1 protein-coding gene and 1 pseudogene are annotated in these 20214 nt (G+C 49.2%); both read left to right on the top strand.

Features of this window, described 5'->3' with window-relative positions; translation table 11 throughout:
* Positions 1–10 precede the first annotated feature (10 nt).
* Positions 11–14017: a non-ribosomal peptide synthetase gene (locus tag KVT36_RS22205; protein WP_254640141.1), complete on the top strand. Its 14007-nt coding sequence runs from the start codon at positions 11–13 to the stop codon at positions 14015–14017.
* A pseudogene (locus tag KVT36_RS33270) lies at positions 14014–20154 on the top strand (amino acid adenylation domain-containing protein); the annotation flags it as partial. The gene KVT36_RS22205 and the pseudogene KVT36_RS33270, both read left to right, overlap by 4 nt.
* Positions 20155–20214: the final 60 nt, after the last annotated feature.

Below are 20214 nucleotides of genomic sequence, written 5' to 3' on the forward strand. Positions count from 1 at the left end.
TGATGGTAACATGGTCTTCATAGGCCGTAAGGACGAGCAGGTAAAGATGCGTGGTTACCGCATCGAGTTAGGTGAAGTAGAAAACACCCTGCAAACACAAACAGGCATTGAAGCAGCAGTAGTCATAGCCAAAGCTAACAACAGCGGTGAAAAGGAAATAGTAGCCTACATCGTTAGCGAAACAGCACAGAATATTGCTGATCTGCGTGCTAATCTTAGCAAAACCTTACCTGCTTACATGTTGCCGGCGCATTTTGTGCAGCTGGAAGTTTTGCCCTTAACGCCCAATGGTAAAGTAGATAAGAAAAAGCTGCCGGAACCAGAAGGTTTGGGCATTACCGGTGTTGAATATGTAGCGCCCCGCAATGATACGGAAGAAAAGCTGGCTGCTATCTGGCAGGAGGTGTTAGGTCATAATCATATTGGCGTCAAAGATAACTTCTTTGAAGTGGGCGGTCATAGCCTGAAAGCCACCCGTTTGTCAAGCAAGATCTATAATGCATTTGAGGTGAAATTAGCTTTGAAAGACCTGTTCAATTATGCAGTGCTGGAAGAGCAGGCCAGCCTCATTGAACAAAGCAGTAAAGCCGCTTTTGCAAACATACCGCTTGTAAACCCGCAGCCCGCTTATGCATTATCTGCCGCTCAGCGCCGTTTATGGGTGCTGAGCCAGTTTGAGGAAGGCAGCATTGCTTACAACATGCCCGGTGTGTATGTGCTGGAAGGCCAGCTGGATGAAGCTGCATTTTCCACTGCTTTCGATCAGCTGATAACACGGCATGAGATCCTGCGCACGGTCTTTAAAGAAAATGAGCAGGGCGATGTACAACAATACATTCTTTCGCCGGAAGCTGCCGGTTTTGCCATTACATTCCAGGACCTGAGAAAAGAAAATTGCCAGCCTGCAGATATAAAGCAATTAGTACAGGCAGTTACACAGGTGCCATTTAACCTGAGCGCCGGTCCCTTAATGCGCGCCGTGCTGTACCAGCTAACGGATGCCAAATGGCTGCTCAGCTTCACCATGCATCATATTATCAGCGATGGCTGGTCAATGGGCATCCTGGTGAATGAATTATCCAAACTATACAATGCACAGATCAACGGGGAGCAGCTTGCATTAACGCCCTTATCCATTCAATATAAAGATTATGCTGCCTGGCAACAGCAACAATTAGCGGAAGGTCAGCTGGCAGCACACCGCGCGTACTGGCTGCAACAGTTTGCTGCCGAACCACCGGTGCTGGACCTGCCTTCAGATTATGCACGCCCGGCCGTGAAAACCTATAATGGCAGCCATGTACAGCTGACAGTAAATAAATCTTTACAGGAAGGTTTGCAACAGCTTAGCCAGCGTACCGGCGCCAGTATTTTTATGAGTTTGCTGGCAGCTGTAAAAGTATTGCTGTACCGCTACACCTGGCAGGAAGATCTTGTTACCGGCACCCCGGTGGCAGGCCGTTACCATCACCAGCTGGAAGACCAGGTTGGGTTTTATGTGAATACGCTTGCCATCCGCTCGGCCATTAAAAGAACAGACAGTTTTATCCACGTGCTGGAACAGGTGAAGAAAACTACCCTGGATGCCTATACGCACCAGGCTTACCCCTTTGACCAGCTGGTAGATGAGCTGCAGCCGGAGCGTAGCTTAAGCCATCACCCCTTGTTTGATGTGATGGTAGTGCTGCAGGAAAAAGAAACAGCGGCAGCTACTATTGCCAATGGCAAGCTGCAGCATTTAACTGCAAGTCCGTTCAATGTTGAGCAAAACCTCAGCAAATTTGATCTCACCTTCAGCTTTACAGAATCTGAAGAAGGCATCATTGCTGACCTTGAATACAATACAGATATTTACGCTGCCTGGCGTATAGAACAATACCTGGCGCATTTTGTGCAGCTGCTTACTGCCATTGTAAAAGATCCGCAGGCGCCGGTAGGGCGTATCAGGTACACCAGCCCGCAGGAAGAACAGGTGCTGCTGGAACAATTTAACCCCGCAGCAATAGCCTATCCCCGGAACAAAACCATTCATGAGCTGTTTGAAGCGCAGGCCGCTCAAACGCCGGACCAGGTGGCTATTGTAGCAGGCAACACACAGCTTACATACCGCGAACTGAATGAGAAAGCAAACCAGCTGGCCGCCTGTTTAAGGGATCTTTACCAGGTAAAAAATGAGGAGCCTGTAGGCCTGATCACAGAGCGTTCTATAGAAATGGCCATCGGCATGCTGGGCATCTTAAAATCCGGTGCTGCATACGTGCCTGTTGATCCCGCACACCCTGCAGAGCGTATCCAGTACATGCTGGAAGATGCCGGTATAAGAACGGCTGTAATAACAGATGAAACATTAAAAGCCAACCTTAATATCAGCGCCTGCGAGCAGGTAGTAATAAAAGATAATGACCTTATAGCACAATTCCCCACAGCAAACCTGCCACTGGTAAATGATGCCGGCAGCCTGGTATATGTGATCTATACTTCCGGCTCTACCGGTAAGCCCAAGGGAGTGCAGGTTGAACACCGCTCCCTGGTGAACCTTTGTTACTGGCATAACCGTTCTTTTAAGGTAACTGCGGATAGCAAAGCCACGGTGTACAGCAGCATTAGCTTTGATGCAGCCGGCTGGGAAGTATGGCCCTACCTGTTGAGCGGCGCTGCTTTATATCCTTTGCCGGATGAGACCCGGCTGGATCTGCCGGCATTAGTGGCTTTTATACAGGAGCAGAAAATTACACATTGTTTTTTACCAACGGTGATCAGTGAAAAGCTGGCGGACCTTGCGCCTGGGGAGCTGGCAAATGTGCAGGTACTTACAGGAGGCGATGCCTTGCGGAACACCGGCAATGGCCATCTGCAGCTGGTGAACAATTACGGTCCTACGGAAAATACAGTAGTAACTACTTCTATCAATTTACACAATAGCAATGATCCCGCTTTAATACCTATTGGTAAGCCTATTGATAACACACAGGTATACATCCTGGATGAAGACCTGCAGCTGCAGCCCATTGGCATAACCGGTGAGATCTGTATAGCAGGCGATGGCTTAGCCCGGGGATATCTGAATCAACCGGTATTAACTGCCGGCAAGTTCATAGCGCATCCGTTCAAACCGGGACAGCGTTTGTACCGCACGGGCGATACCGGCCGCTGGCTGCCGGATGGTAACATAGCATTCACCGGCCGTAAAGATGAGCAGGTGAAAATACGCGGTTACCGCATAGAGTTAGGAGAGATTGAACATACACTGCAGAACCACCCGGATATTGAAACTGCCATAGTGCTGGCACAATCGCTTAGCGAAGCCGGGCCGGAGCTGGTAGCCTACATTGTAGCAAAAGCAGCATTGCCATTAGCAGAGCTGCGTGCTTACCTGGGCAAAACATTGCCTGCATATATGCTGCCCGCTTATGTGATGCAGCTGGAGCAGCTGCCATTAAATGCCAGTGGTAAGGTGGACCGTAAAAAGCTGCCCATGCCGGCTGGTGATGCATTAACAGCCGGAGCTACCTATGTGGCGCCGCGCAATGCTACGGAGCAGGAGCTGGTAAACATCTGGCAGGAGATCCTGGGCCGGGACGGGATTGGTATAAAAGATAATTTCTTTGAGCTGGGCGGGCATAGTTTAAAAGCTACCCGCTTAGCCAGTCAGCTCTATAAACGTTTTGAAACAAAAATAGCGCTGAAAGACCTGTTCAAACACGCAGTGCTGGAGGAACAGGCCAGCCTGGTATTACAGGCGGTTAAAAATGCTTTCGTTGGCATAACCCCGGTACCAGAGCAGGCTGCCTATACCTTATCATCCGCGCAGCGCCGTTTATGGGTGCTGAGCCAGTTTGAAGAAGGTAACCTGGCCTATAATATGGCCGGCACTTATGTGTTTGAAGGCAATCTGGATATTCCTGCGTTAACAGCCGCCTTTAATGCCCTGATAGCACGGCATGAAAGCCTGCGTACCACCTTCAGGGAAGATGAGCAGGGCGAAGTAAAACAATACATTGCTGCTTCCGCCGATCTCAGCATCACGTATACGGATGTACGTCCCGAGCCTGATCAGGCGGAAAAAGTGGCCGCCTTTATTCTGCAGCTGGCTGCTACGCTTTTTGATCTTCGTACAGGGCCCTTGCTGCGCGCGGTTTTATACCAGGTGGCAGACAATAAATGGGTATTCAGCTTTGTAATGCACCATATTATCAGTGATGGGTGGTCCATGAGTATTTTGATCCGCGAGTTGTTAGACTTGTATCATGCTTATACCGTTGGCGCTGCCCATCCACTATTACCATTGCGCATCCAGTATAAGGATTATGCAGCCTGGCAGCAATCACAGTTAAGCGAAGCTGCGCTGGAACCGCATAAACATTGGTGGTTACAACAGCTGTCAGGTGAATTACCGCTGTTAGACCTGCCGGGTGATCATGCCCGTCCCGCAGTTAAAACCTATAACGGTGCTGCGGTGAATATGCTGCTCAGCAAAACACTGACCCATGGTTTGCAATCCCTGGTAAATGAGCAGGGGGGCACTTTGTTCATGGGATTACTGGCTGCGGTGAATGTATTGTTACACCGCTATACCAGCCAGGAAGATATTATTATTGGTACGCCGGTGGCAGGCCGTATGCACAGCGACCTGGAAGATCAGGTAGGGTTGTATGTAAACACGCTGGCTATACGAAATCAATTCAGCAGTACGGACAGTTACAGATCCCTGCTGGAAAAAGTAAAACAAACCACGCTGGGCGCTTATGAGCACCAGGTTTATCCTTTTGATGAGCTGGTAGATGCCTTGCCGTTACGCCGGGACATGAGCCGCAGTGCATTGTTTGATGTAATGGTGATCTTGCAGAATGCCGGTGGAGTGATAGCAGAAGGCACGCAATTAGGTGATGCCCGCATCAGCAGCTATGAAACAGCCAGCAGCCGGTTCACCAAGTTTGATCTTACTTTCAACTTCGTAGAAGCAGCCGAAGAACTACAGGCAACTATTGAATACAACCGGGATCTTTATAATCAAGATACTGTTGAGCGTCTTACCCATCACCTGGAGCAGCTGCTGGCCGCTATTATAGCACATCCTGATCTGCCGCTGAACCGCCTGAACTATTTAGGTGCCGCTGCACAGCTGCAGCTGCTGGAAACGTTCAATGCAACGGAGGTGGTTTACAAACACACCGGCACTATCCTGCAAAAGTTTGAGGAACAAGCAGCGAAAACACCGGAGCAGGTAGCTATCCTGTTTGGTGAAACAGTACTGAGTTATGCGGCGTTGAATGAGCAGGCGAATCAGCTAGGCGATTATCTACGCACGCAATACAATATCCAGGCTAATGACCGCATAGGCATTCAATTAGACCGTAGTGAACAAACCATCATTGCTATATTGGCGGTATTAAAATCCGGTGGTGCTTATGTGCTTATTGATACAGAATATCCGCAGGAGCGCATTGATTATATTATAGCAGATAGCCAGTGTAAAGTAGTGATAGATGAAACGGAATTGGCTAAGTTTAAACAAGTAGCGGATCAATATTCAGCAGAGAATGTAAACACCGCCAGCCAACCTGGCGACCTGGCCTACATTATCTACACTTCCCGTTCTACTGGCAAACCTAAGGGTGTAATGATCACCCACAGCAATGCCACTGCTTTCATTAACTGGAGCCAACAAGAGTTTAATGTAAGTGCTTTTGATGTAGTATTTGCCGCAACGTCTATCTGTTTTGATCTTTCTGTTTTTGAAATATTCTACCCCTTAAGCGTAGGCAAGCCGGTTCGGTTCTTAACCAATGCATTGGCCATTCCTCAATACTTGAATACAGCAGAAAAAATACTGATCAACACCGTGCCCAGTGTAGTAGGTAACTTACTGAGTGAGGGTATTGATCTGAGTAATGTGACCGTATTGAACATGGCCGGGGAGCCCATCCCGCCGCGTTACCTGGACCAGCTGGATGCAGAGCGCATAGAGATCAGGAACCTGTATGGTCCTTCAGAGGATACTACGTATAGTACTGTTTACAGATTAAAGAAGGATGGGGACATCCTCATAGGTAAACCCATCTCCAATACACGCATTTATATTCTCAGTGAAGCCTTGCAGCTGCAACCCGTTGGCGTAGCAGGTGAGATCTGCATTGCCGGTGATGGCCTGGCACAAGGTTACCTGAACCAGCCTGAATTAACAGCGGCTAAGTTCATAGACAATCCGTTCAAACCCGGAGAGCGCCTGTACAGAACAGGTGACTTAGGCCGCTGGTTATCTGATGGCAACATCGTCTTCATAGGCCGTAAGGACGAGCAGGCAAAGATCCGTGGTTACCGCATCGAGTTAGGTGAAATAGAAAATGCGCTGCAAACACAAACAAGCATTGAATCAGCAGTAGTCATAGCCAAAGGCAACAGCAGCGGTGAAAAAGAAATAGTAGCCTACATTGTTAGCGCAACAACACAAAACATCGCTGATCTGCGCGCTGCGCTCAGCAAAACCTTACCCGCTTATATGTTGCCCGCACATTTTGTGCAGCTGGAAGTTTTGCCCTTAACGCCCAATGGTAAAGTAGATAAGAAACAGCTGCCGGAACCGGAAGGCTTGGGTATTACGGGTGTTGAATATGTAGCCCCCCGCAATATTACAGAAGAAAAGCTGGTAGCCATCTGGCAGCAGGTATTGAGCCGTGAGCAGATCGGTGTTAAAGATAATTTCTTTGAGCTGGGAGGGCATAGCCTGAAAATTACCCGCCTGGCCAGCCAGTTGATCAAAGAATTTGAAGTAAAGGTTGAGCTGAAGGAATTATTTACCCACGCCACACCGGAAGAGCAGGCACAGTTAATACAGCGGGCGCAAAAAACAGCGTATATACATATTGCACCGGCTGATAAAAAGCCTTACTACGCGTTATCCTCTGCACAGAGGCGGCTTTTCTTCCTGCATGAATTTGCACCCGAAAGCACCGGTTATAACATGCCTACAGTGCAATACCTGGGCAAAACAGTGGATAAGCAACGGATCATCTCCGTACTGCAGCAGCTGATAGCCCGGCATGAAAGTATCCGTACCTCTTTTGTGAAAATAGATGGTATTGCCTGGCAGCAGATCCATAAGCAGGTGCCGTTTGAGCTGGAAGAACATAACTGCCGGCCGGAAGAATTTAATGCATATGTGAGTGCCTTTGTACGCCCCTTTGATGTAAGCAAGGCGCCCCTGCTGCGTTCATCGCTGGTGAATATTGCAGGTATTGGTTATGCCTGGATCGTGGATATGCATCACATTATTTCAGATGGTACTTCCCTGCAGGTGCTGATCGATGATTTTCTGCAGTTGTACAATGGCCAGCCGCTGCCCGCTTTACAACTACAATACCGCGACTTTTCCGAATGGCAGAACAGCATCCTGGAAAGCAGCGCCGGCGAAAGCCAGAAACAATACTGGTTATCGCAGTTTGCAGATGGCATCCCGCGCCTGAACTTCCCGGCCAGCCGTCCGCGCCCAGCTACCTTTACTTTTGAAGGCGCTGTACACCAGTTTTCACTGGGCGCAGCACTCACCACGCAGGTAAGGCAGTATGGAAAACAACACCATGGCACCCTGCAAATGACCCTGCTGGCTGTTTTGAACGTAGTGTTACATAAATACACCGGGCAGGATGATATTGTGATCGGTTGCGGCATTGCCGGACGCCGCCACCCGGAAGTAGAGCGTATTGTAGGCATGTTTGTGAACACGCTGGCCATCCGCAACTATCCGCAGGGTGATAAACCTTTTGAAGCGTTTTACGGGGAAGTAATGAACGCCAGCATTGGCGCTTATGAAAACCAGGATATACAATTTGAGGACCTGCTGAATATGCTGAAGGTAGAACGTGAGCCTTCCCGCAATCCCATCTTTGATATTGCAATGGTGGTGCAGAACTTCACAGAAGCTAAAGCAGCGCAACCCGGCATCATAGGTGCAGGGTCAGCAGACGACTTTAAGCAAATGCCCTCCTGGAAAGGATCCGGTACCTCCAAGTTTGACATGACCTGGTTTGTAACGGAGCAGGATGAAGACATTATCATTGACCTGGAATATTATTCAGCCATTTACGATGCAGCTGCCATTGAGCAATTGGTAAGCCATTTCCGGAATACCCTGCAAACAGTAATGCTGCAACCGGCAATCACCCTGTCAGGCATTAATATTCTTTCTGCAAAAGAAGAACAGACCTTATTGCAAAACTTTGCTACAGGACCAGCAGGCTACTATCCATCCAGCAGCACCTTGCATGAGCTGTTTGAAGCACAATGTCAGCTTACGCCGGATAACATTGCCGTTAAAAGCCCCGCAGATAATTTTACCTACCGTGAGCTGGATGAAAAAGCTAACCGCCTGGCGAATTTCCTGCATCATACCGTGCAGCTGCAGCCGGAAGAAAGGGTAGGCATCCTGCAAACAAGAAGCAAAGAGCTGCTGGTGTCCATTTTTGGTGTGTTAAAAGCCGGAGGCGCTTATGTACCGCTGGATACAGACTATCCGGAAGAAAGGCTCATTTACATGCTGGAAGATGCCGGTGTGGATATTTTGCTGGTGGAAAAGAACCTGATAGAATTTGCCAACCGCATACAATGGCGCTGCAAAGGCATTAAACACCTGGTGTGCATTGACAGTGATAATATTCACCGGGAACAGGGCACCATCCGCAATGAGCTGATGCGTAAAGACCTCTGGGATCACGTAGGGGATACTGCCACCGATGCCATTACCGGTGGTGGATGGATGAGCAGCTATACCGGTGAATACCTGAGTGAATTAGAAATGCAGGAGTATGCCGTAAATGCTTATCTGAAACTGAAAGCGCATTTACACCCGGATGCAAAAGTGCTGGAAATCGGCTGTTCCTCCGGCTTAACTATGTTCCAGGTAGCGCCGCAGGTAGCCAGCTATCACGGTACAGACCTTTCTTCTTCCATCCTGGCTTATACCCAGCAGCTGGTAAATGAAAAGGGCCTTACCAACATCAGGTTATCCTGCCTGCCTGCAGATGAAATAGACCGTTTGGAAGATGGTGATTTTGATATCGTGATCATCAACAGCGTAATACAATCCTTTAACGGGCATAACTATCTGCGCGATGTATTGATAAAAGTGATCAGCAAGATCAAAGACAAGGGCCTGCTGTTCCTGGGCGATATCCAGGATGAAGACAAACGGGAAGCTCTGATCAGCGATCTGACCGCGTTTAAACAAAACCACCGGGAAGAAGATTACCGTACTAAAACAGATTGGTCGTCAGAGCTGTTCCTGTCGCGCGATTACCTGAGCGATCTGATCCCGGACCACATTGGCATTGTAGCTGCAGAGTACAGCGATAAAGTGCATACCGTAGCCAACGAGCTTACGCGTTACCGCTTTGATGCGCTGCTGCATATCAACAAACAGCAACCCGCTCAAACTACTGGTAAAAGGAAATACCAGCATGATATAAAGGAAATAAATGCGCAGCCGCTAACCACGCTGCCGGTATCCGTTAAACCGGATAACCTTGCTTATGTTATTTATACTTCCGGTTCTACCGGCAAACCCAAAGGCGTAATGGTAGAGCACCGCACCGTGGTGAACTACATTACCTGGTCAAAGAACACCTACCTGGGAGAAGGGCCTGCGCACTTTGGCCTGTTCACCTCACCGTCCTTTGATCTTACCGTTACCAGCATCTTCACGCCTTTATTAACGGGCAACAGCATCAATGTGTATGATGCTTCCCTGGAAATAACAGACCTGCTGAAGCTGCAGATGGACCGCAAGAATGGGGTAGATGTGATAAAGCTTACACCCTCCCATATTAACCTGATTGAGAATATCGGCTTACGCACAACAGCGGTGAAAAGCGCCATCGTAGGCGGGGAGGAGCTGCGGGATGCCCATATCAGTATTCTCTGGAAGCTGGACCCGGAAATGGAGATCTATAACGAGTACGGGCCTACGGAAGCAACGGTGGGCTGCGTGGTATGGAAAGTAGAAGGTGATTTCCGGCAGATACTTATTGGTAAACAGATCACCAATACCAGCATTTACCTGATGGATAATGAGCACAGGATAGTACCGGTGGGCGTGATCGGGGAGATCTGTATAGGCGGGGAATGCCTGGCCCGCGGTTACCTGAACAAACCTGCATTAACAGCAGAAAAGTTTGTAACCAACCCTTATAATACCAAAGAACGTATCTACAAAACCGGTGACCTGGGCCGCTGGCTGCCTAACGGTAATATAGAGTTCCTGGGCCGTAAAGACGACCAGGTAAAGATCCGCGGTTACCGTATAGAGCTGGGTGAAATAGAAAGCGTGCTGCAAAGCCACCCGGAAATAGATGCTGCTGTAGTAGTAGCCCGCTTTAATTCCAACGGTGAAAAAGAGCTGATCGCTTACATCACTGCCAGAAACGTATTGCAGGCAGGCGCTTTACGCGCTTACCTCTCCGGCCTTATACCAGTGTATATGCTGCCCGGCCATTATGTGCAGCTGGATAAATTACCTCTTACTACCAATGGTAAGGTAAACCGCAAGCGGCTGCCGGATCCTGAAGGGATGGGTCTTTCCGCCGGTGTAGAATACGTAGCCCCGCAAACGGAAACAGAAAAGAAGCTGGTACGTATCTGGGAAGAAGTGTTAGGCAAAGACCAGGTAGGATTAAAAGATAATTTCTTTGACCTGGGCGGCCATAGCCTCAAAGCTACACGCCTGGCCAGTTTGATACACCGGGAGTTTGATGTGAAGGTGCCCTTAAAGGAGCTGTTCACCAACATCATCCTGGAACAGCAGGCCAACCTGATCCAGCATACCCGGAAAACAGCTTTCATAGCCATTTCACCGGTAACAGAGCAGGAGCATTACCAGCTCTCTTCCTCACAGCGGAGGTTATGGGTATTAAGCCTGTTTGAAGGTGGTAATGCCGCCTACAACATGCCGGGTGTATATGTGTTTGAAGGACAGCTGAACCAGGATGCATTGGCTTATGCTTTTAACGCGTTGATTAAACGGCATGAAATATTAAGGACCATCTTCAAGGAAGATGCAGATGGCGACGTACGCCAATACATCCGCCTGCCGGAAGATGCCGGTTTTACTATCGATTATTATGATGTAAGGCAGGAAGGAGAGGAGCAGCTGCGGGAAAGGATCCAGCAGGAAATACTGAAACCTTTTGACCTCAGCGCCGGACCGCTGTTGCGGGCAGCCTTATACCAGGTAACAGATCATAAATGGATCTTTACCCATGTAATGCACCACATCATCAGCGATGGCTGGTCCATGGGCATCCTCATTAAAGAGCTGCTGCAATTGTATAATGCATATTGCAAACACAAAGATTTTCCGTTAAGCCCCTTGCGCATTCAGTACAAAGATTATGCAGCCTGGCAGCAGGCGCAGCTTACCGGCGTTTCCCTGCAGCGGCATAAAGGTTATTGGTTAACACAGTTTGAAGGTGAGCTGCCTGTGCTGGAATTGCCTGCAGATAAAGTACGCCCCGCAGTAAAGACCTATAACTCCGGCCTGGTACAGCAAAAGTTCAGCAAACAATTGAACAGCGGTATTAAGTCACTTAGCCAGGCACAGGGCGCCACCTTGTTCATGGGATTGTTAACGCTGGTGAAAGCACTGCTGTACCGCTACACCAACCAGGAGGATATTATCATCGGCACCCCTATTGCCGGCCGTGATCATATTGACCTGGAAAACCAGATCGGCTTTTACATTAATACCCTGGCGCTCCGCACCCGTTTTAAAGGAACAGATAGTTACCAGCAGCTGCTGGAACAAGTGCAGCAGGTTACGCTGGGCGCTTATGAGCACCAGATGTATCCCTTTGATGGGTTGGTAGATGAGCTGCACCTGCAGCGGGATATGAGCCGCAGCGCCCTGTTTGATGTAATGGTGGTACTGCAGAATGAAAGCGATGACCGGCAGGATGTACATTATGTGGATGGTTTGGAGATCAGCGGTTACAAAGGTTTAGTGGACATTGTCAATAAGTTTGATCTCTGTTTCACCTTTATGGAATGGGAAGAGGAGCTGCTGTTAAACCTGGAATACAACAGTGATATCTACGATCATGAAACCATTGCACGCCTGGGTATTCACCTGGAAAACCTGCTGGCGGCGGTTATTGAACAACCGGCTGCACCCATTTATCAACTGGGTTATTTACAGGAAAAAGAAAAACAGCAGCTGCTGATCAGCTTTAATGATACCGTACAACCCTGGTCTGCAGATAACACCGTGGTAGAGCTGTTTGAAGAGCAGGTACGGCAAACACCGGATAACATTGCCCTGGTATTTAAAGATACACAGCTCACTTACCGGGAGCTGAATGAAAAGGCTAACCAGTTAGGTAATTACCTGCGGCAGCAATACAACGTGCACCCTGATGATCTGGTAGGCATTACCCTGGAACGCAGTGAGCAAATGGTGATAGCCATACTGGGCGTGTTAAAATCCGGCGCCGCTTATGTACCCATTGATACGGAATACCCGCAGGACCGTATTGAATACATGATCACAGACAGCCGTTGCAAAGTGCTGCTGGATGCAGCGGAGATGGAACGTTTTGCCGCCGCTGAAAAATATATAGGAACAGATCTGCCTGTGCTGCACAAACCGGCTAACCTGGTATATGTGATCTATACCTCCGCCACCACGGGCAAACCCAAAGGCGCTATGATAGAACATGGCGCGCTGGCTGCAAGGATCGCTTACTTTAAACGCTCTTACGGTATTAGCGCCGGTGATAACATCCTCTTTTACCGCTCCTTCAGCTTTGACGGCGCAATAGAAGAATACCTGCTGCCGCTGCTCACCGGCGCCCGCTGCTGCATTGCACCTATGGACTTTAAGCAGGATATTATCAATAACTGCATTGAATACATTGAACAGTACAGGATCACTAAAATAAATATGCCCCCGGTAATACTGGGTGAGCTGATGCAGGCAGCCGATGCCGCCACCCTGCATAAACTATCTTCCCTGCGGCATGTGGTATCAGGCGGTGATAAGCTCACGGCCAACATTATCCGCCTGTTTCTGTCAAAGAGCAAGGCAAGGCTTACCAACGCATACGGGCCAACGGAAAATACGGACGATTCCACTTATTGGGTAGCTACCGAAATACCGTTGAATGCCAATGTACCCATTGGTAAACCGGTAGATAACTCGCAGGTGTACATCCTGGATAAACACCTGCAATTAGTGCCGGTGGGTATAACCGGGGAATTGTATGTGAGTGGCGCCGGCCTGGCCAGGGGATACCTGAATAATGAGCTGCTGACCGCAGAAAAGTTTATTCATAATCCTTTCCGGGAAAATGAGCGTGTGTACAAAACCGGTGACCTGGGCCGCTGGCTGCCGGATGGCAATATAGAATTTATAGGCCGTGGCGATGACCAGGTAAAGATCCGCGGTTACCGTATAGAGCTGGGCGAAATAGAAAGCGCGCTCATGAAATACCCGGACATGGAATCGGCCGTGGTAGTGGCAAAAGGCGCAGCAGACGGGGATAAGGACCTGGTAGCTTACCTGGTAAGCAAAACAGAGATAAATCCAACGGATATACGTACGCAGCTGGCAAATACCCTGCCCGCTTACATGGTGCCTGCTCACTTTGTACAGCTGGAAGCATTGCCCCTGAACCAGAACGGTAAGGTAGACCGTAAAAAGCTGCCCGATCCAGCAGGACTGGGCACCTATACCGGTGCTGCCTATATTGCCCCGCGGAATGAAACAGAAGAAAAGCTGGTGCTTATATGGCAGGAGCTGCTCAGCAAAGAGCGTATAGGCGTTAAGGATAACTTCTTTGAGCTGGGCGGCCATAGCCTGAAAGTAGCGCAGCTCATCTCCCGTATTAACCTGGCTTTCCAGGTGCGCATTAACATCCAGAGTATTTTCAAAGATCCTACCATAGAGAACATTGCAGAACAGATCAGCTTTATTCTTGAACAGAACAATCTCAAACAAAACACATCAGCGTTAATTCAAATTGACATATGAAAGAGTTATTAAAGGATATACGTGACAATAATATCGTGCTGGAAATAGTAGACGGTGAATTAAAGGTATTTGCCGGCACCGCGGAATTTGACAGATCAGTTATTTCCAGGATCAAAGAACGCAAAAGCGAGCTGGTACAATTCCTGCTTGCCAACAAACAGGGCGCTGCAGCAGATAATGCCTGGCTGCACATTCCCGTTGCTGCACCCGCAGCCGCTTATCCTTTGTCCTCCTCACAGAAAAGGATCTGGATCCTGAGCCAGTTTAAGGAAGGTAATATTGCCTATAACATACCAGGTGTATATGTGTTTGAAGGCGGGCTGGATGCTGCCCTGCTGGAAGCTGCCTTTAATAAGCTCATTGCCCGTCACGAAATATTGCGTACGGTTTTCCGGGAAGATGCGAACGCTGAGATAATGCAGTTTGTGCAACCGGGAGATATTGCTTTCAAATTAGCATACCGCGATCTGAGGAACCAGGATGATCAACAGCTAAAAGCCCTGGTACAGCAGGAGATCAACAAACCTTTTGACCTGGCCGCAGGCCCTTTGCTGCGCGCCGGTTTGTACCAGGTAGCAGATCAGCGGTGGATCTTCACTTACACCATCCATCATATTATCAGTGATGCATGGTCCATGAATGTATTGATAAAAGAGCTGCTGCAATTGTACAACACAGATGCAGGAACCGCTTTAACGCCGCTGCGCATCCAGTATTAGGAATATGCCGTATGGCAGCAGTCGCAGTTACGGGAAGGCGCTTTGAAAGACCAGCGGAATTACTGGCTGCAGCAGTTTGAAGGGGAGATCCCCGTATTACAGCTGCCCGGTGATAAACCCCGCCCGGTAATAAAAACCTTTAATGGCGGTATTGTGGAGAAACGCCTGCCGGCAGCTGTGAGCAATAAGTTGAAAGCACTGGCGCAGGCGCAGGGCGGCACCCTGTTCATGGGTTTACTGGCAGCAGTAAAAGCTTTGTTGTACCGCTATACCGGTCAAACCGATCTTATCATAGGCAGCTCCGTATTAGGCAGGGATAATTTTGAGCTGGAAAGCCAGATCGGGTTTTACCTGAATATACTGGCCATGCGCACCCGTTTTAACGGTACGGATACTTTCCGGGAGCTGTTCACCAACATCAAAAAAGTAACCCTGGGCGCTTATGAGCACCAGCTGTATCCTTTTGATGAGCTGCTGGATGAGCTGCACCTGCAGCGCGATACCGGCAGAAGCGCTTTGTTTGATGTGATAGTAGGTTTACAGAATATGAACAGCATGCCCACCGGCACGCAGCAATTGGGCAATGTGAAGGTAAGCGCTTATGAAGGGCAGGAGCACCAGTATAATAAATTTGACTTCACTTTCCTGTTTGCTGAAGTGGGCGATGAGATCCACGCCAGCATTGGCTATAACAGCGATATTTATAACAGGGCCACAGTAGAACGTTTGGGTGCTCACCTGGAACAATTGCTGACAGCAGTGGTTAGCAATCCTGAATTACCGCTTAACCAGGTGGATTATTTAAGCAAATCAGAAAAGCAGCAGCTCTCCCTGACCTTTGCAGAAAGCAAGGTGCCTTATCCTGCAGATAAAACCGTAGTACAGCTGTTTAATGAGCAGGCAGCCCGCACACCGGATAACATAGCCCTGGCCTTTGAAGGGCAGGAGCTTACATACCGGCAGCTGCAGGAACAGTCGGACCGGCTGGCTTATTATTTAAGAAGCAGCTACCAGGTAAAAGCCGATGATGTAATAGGCATTATGCTGGACCGCTCTGCCTCTATGATAGTGGCTTTGCTGGGCGTACTGAAATCCGGCGCAGCCTATGTGGCCATAGAGCCGGATACCCCGCGTGCACGCAAGGAATATATATTGAATGATACGGCGGTGAAAGCGCTCATCACCCAGTCAGATTATGTTTTTGATATTGATTACTACCGCGGTAACGCGTTTGCCATAGACATACAGCTGGATAGCATTACGATCGGTGATCCGCTGCCCGAAATAGAGGTGCAGCCCGGCCACCTGGCCTACGTGATCTATACTTCCGGCTCTACCGGGCAGCCCAAAGGAGTAATGATCAACCATCGTTCTTTGGTGGATTATGCTTTTGGCGCGTTGGCCCGCACCAATATTGCAGACTGTAAAAGTTTTGGACTGGTATCCACCATCGCAGCAGACCTGGGTAATACTGTTATTTATACTTCCCTGCTAATAGGCGCAAAGCTGCATGTATTCTCTGCCAGAGATGTAATGAGCGGGGAACGTATGCAAAGCGTGCAGCTGGATTGTATTAAGATAGTACCCTCACACTGGAAAGCGCTGCAGCTGGATAACCAATTATTTGCACCGGCAAAATGCCTGGTGTTTGGCGGGGAGCAGCTTACCCGCGATGTGCTGGACCTCATTAAAGCAGGTAATGCTACCTGCGAAGTGTACAATCACTATGGACCTTCGGAAACCACTATCGGCAAGCTCATTAACCGCATTAACCTGGAAGATACCTCGCTGCCCATTGCACTGGGATCGCCGTTCTGTAACAGTAACGTATATATTCTGGATGCGCAGCTGCAGCTGCTGCCCACCGGCCTGGTAGGGGAGATCTGCATTGGCGGTCACGGGCAGGCAAGAGGTTATCTCAACAATGCTGCATTAACCGCAGAAAGATTTGTAGCGGATCCTTTCAAGCCCGGGCAGCAGATCTATAAAACCGGCGACCTGGGTAAATGGCTGTCCAATGGCACCATTGAATTTTTAGGCCGTAAAGATGACCAGGTAAAGATCCGTGGTTACCGCATAGAATTAGGTGAAATAGAAAATGCCTTAAAGAACCATCCTGCAGTTGAAACCGCAGCAGTATTGGTGAAACCAAATGCCAGCGGGGAAAAAGAGCTGGTGGCCTATATTGTTGGCAGCGAAGCCCCTGGCAAAGCCGATCTGCAAAAGTACCTGGGCCAGACATTACCATCCTACATGGTGCCCGGCCACTTCATACAGCTGGAAACAATGCCCTTAACCCCCAATGGTAAAGTAGATCGCAAAAAGCTGCCGGACCCGGACGGGGATCAGAGCAGCGCCGGTTATGTAGCGCCCCGCAATATTACGGAAGAAAAGCTGGTGGCCATATGGCAGGACGTGCTGGGACGGGAGCGTGTAGGCGTTAAGGATAATTTCTTTGAGCTGGGCGGGCATAGCTTAAAAGCTACCCGTTTAGCCAGTCAGATCCATAAGGTGTTTGATGTGAAGGTGGATTTCAACGACCTGTTCACGCTGGTAGTGCTGGAAGATCAGGCCCGCCTGATCGATGAAGGGAAGCATACGGAATTTGTTACCATACCGGCTGCCGCTCCGCAGGCCGCTTACCCGCTGTCATCCTCCCAGCGCAGGTTATGGATCCTCAGCCAGTTTGAAGGCGGCAGCACTGCCTACAATGTACCTGCCGTATATGTGTTTGAAGGAGCACTGAACTACAACGCGCTTATGCTGGCTTTTGAGATGCTGATAGCCCGCCATGAAATACTGCGTACCATCTTTAAGGAAGATGAGCAGGGAGAAGTAAAGCAGTTCATAAGATCAACCATGGAGGCAGGCTTTAAGATCAACAGCCTGGACCTGCAGGATGATGCAGACCGGGAAGAAAAAGTAAAAGCATTGGTGCAGGAAACCATCAGCCGGCCTTTTAACCTGTCTGATGGCCCGCTGGTACGTGCAGACCTGTACCAATTGGCAAGCGATAAATGGATCTTTGTTTTTAACATGCATCACATTATCAGTGATGGATGGTCGCAGGATGTATTGATGAAAGAATTGCTGCAATGTTATAAAGCGCATACCAAAGGCACAGCCAACCCGCTGGACCCGCTGCGCATTCAATACAAAGACTATGCAGTATGGCAGCAGGAGCAGCTGCATAGTGAGGCTTTTAATGAGCACAGAAGCTGGTGGCTGCAGCAGTTTGAAGGATCATTACCTGTGCTGGAGCTGCCGCTGGACAAGCCCCGCCCGGCCATGAAAACATACAAGGGCGGCACCATTAATAAAACGCTTGACCCGCAAATAAGCCGGCAGCTGCAGGCCATTAACCAGGAGCAGGGCGCCACCCTTTTCATGGGATTGCTGGCTGCCGTAAATGTATTACTGTACCGTTATACCGGCCAGGATGATATTATTACCGGCACACCCGTAGCCGGCAGGGAGCATGCTGACCTGGAAAACCAGGTAGGGTTTTATGTAAATACGCTGGCGCTGAGAGCGCAGTTCAATGGCGCCGGCAGCTTTGAGCAATTATTGCAGCACATTAAACAGGTGACCACAGGCGCTTACAAACACCAGGCTTACCCCTTTGATAAGCTGGTGGATGAATTGCAGCTGCAGCGCGATCTGAGCCGGCATCCCCTGTTTGATGTAATGGTGATCATGCAGCATGGCGATGAACGGAGCGCAGCTGTAAATGCTCTGGAACAGGTACAGGTGAGCCGTTATGAAGGTCTGGCGGAAAATATGAGCAAATTTGACCTGAGCTTTGGTTTCGCAGAAACAGCAGCCGGCATTAACATTGGTATTGGTTACAACAGCGATCTCTATAACAGTGCTACTATTGATAACCTGGGCAATCACCTGGTGCAGCTCATAGATGCCATAGTGGCCGCGCCCCGTGCGTCCATACAGGAGCTGGATTACCTGGTTGCTGCGGAAAAGCAGGCGCTGCTGGAAACCCTGAACGATACTACAGTGGCTTATCCAAAAGATAAAAACCTGGTGCATTTATTTGAAGCGCAGGTAAAAGCCACACCGGATCATAAAGCAGTAGTGCTGGATAATATCAGCCTCACTTACCAGGAGCTGAATGAAAAAGCCAACCAGCTGGCTGCTTATTTAAGAGAGCAGTATCACATACAGCCTAATGATCTCACAGGCATTCTGCTGGACCGTAATGAATGGACCATCATCGCCATACTGGCGGTATTGAAATCAGGTGGCGCGTATGTGCCTATTGATACCGCATACCCGCAAGAGCGCATCGATTATATTATAGCAGACAGCCAGTGTAAAGTGGTGATAGATTCCATGGAACTATCTGTTTTCAGGGAAGAAGCCAATAAATATCCGCAGTATAACGGGGCGGTGGTAAACCAGCCGGATGACCTGGCCTATATTATCTACACCTCCGGATCTACCGGTAAGCCTAAGGGCGTAATGATCACCCACAGTAATGCTGCCGCCTTTATTCAATGGTGTGGGCAGGAGTTTAAGGCTTCGGTTTTTGATGTAGTGTTTGGCGTAACGTCTATCTGTTTTGACCTTTCTGTTTTTGAGATCTTTTACCCGCTAAGCATTGGTAAACCGGTACGTTTTTTACCAAACGCATTAGCTATTCCGCAGTACTTGGCTACGGCAGAAAAAATACTGATCAACACCGTGCCCAGTGTGGTAGGCGCTTTGCTGAGTGAAGGAGTTGATCTTAGTGCCGTAAGCGTATTAAACATGGCCGGAGAGCCCATCCCGCCCCGCTACCTGGAACAGCTGGATGCAGCGAAGATCGAGATCAGGAACCTCTACGGTCCTTCAGAAGATACCACCTATAGCACCGTTTACCGGCTCAGGAATAATAGTGAGATCCTGATAGGGAAACCTATCTCCAATACCCGCATCTACATCCTGAGTGAAGCGCTGCAGCTGCAACCCATTGGCGTAGCAGGAGAGATCTGCATTGCTGGTGATGGCCTTGCGCAAGGTTACCTGAACCAGTCGGCATTAACCGCACAGAAGTTCATAGATAATCCTTATCAGCCCGGTGAGCGCCTGTACAGAACGGGCGACTTAGGCCGCTGGCTGCCGGATGGCAACATTGTCTTCATAGGCCGTATGGACGACCAGGTGAAGATCCGCGGTTACCGCATAGAGCTGGGCGAAATAGAAAGCCTGCTGCAGCAGCACCCGCAGGTAGATACCGCCGTGGTGCTGGCAAAACAATATCAGCAGGCAGAGAAAGAGCTGGTAGCATATATAGTGGCAAAAGAAGAGCTAAACGTATCGGCTATACGCGCACACCTGGGCAGCCGTTTACCCGCTTATATGCTGCCCGCACATTATGTACAGCTAACAGCTTTGCCCTTAACGCACAACGGTAAAATAGACCGTAAAAAACTACCGGATCCGCAGAGTCTGCAAATGAGCAGTGGCGTAGCTTACGTAGCG

The sequence above is a fragment of the Chitinophaga sp. GbtcB8 genome (assembly GCF_019091455.1).
Taxonomy (GTDB): domain Bacteria; phylum Bacteroidota; class Bacteroidia; order Chitinophagales; family Chitinophagaceae; genus Chitinophaga.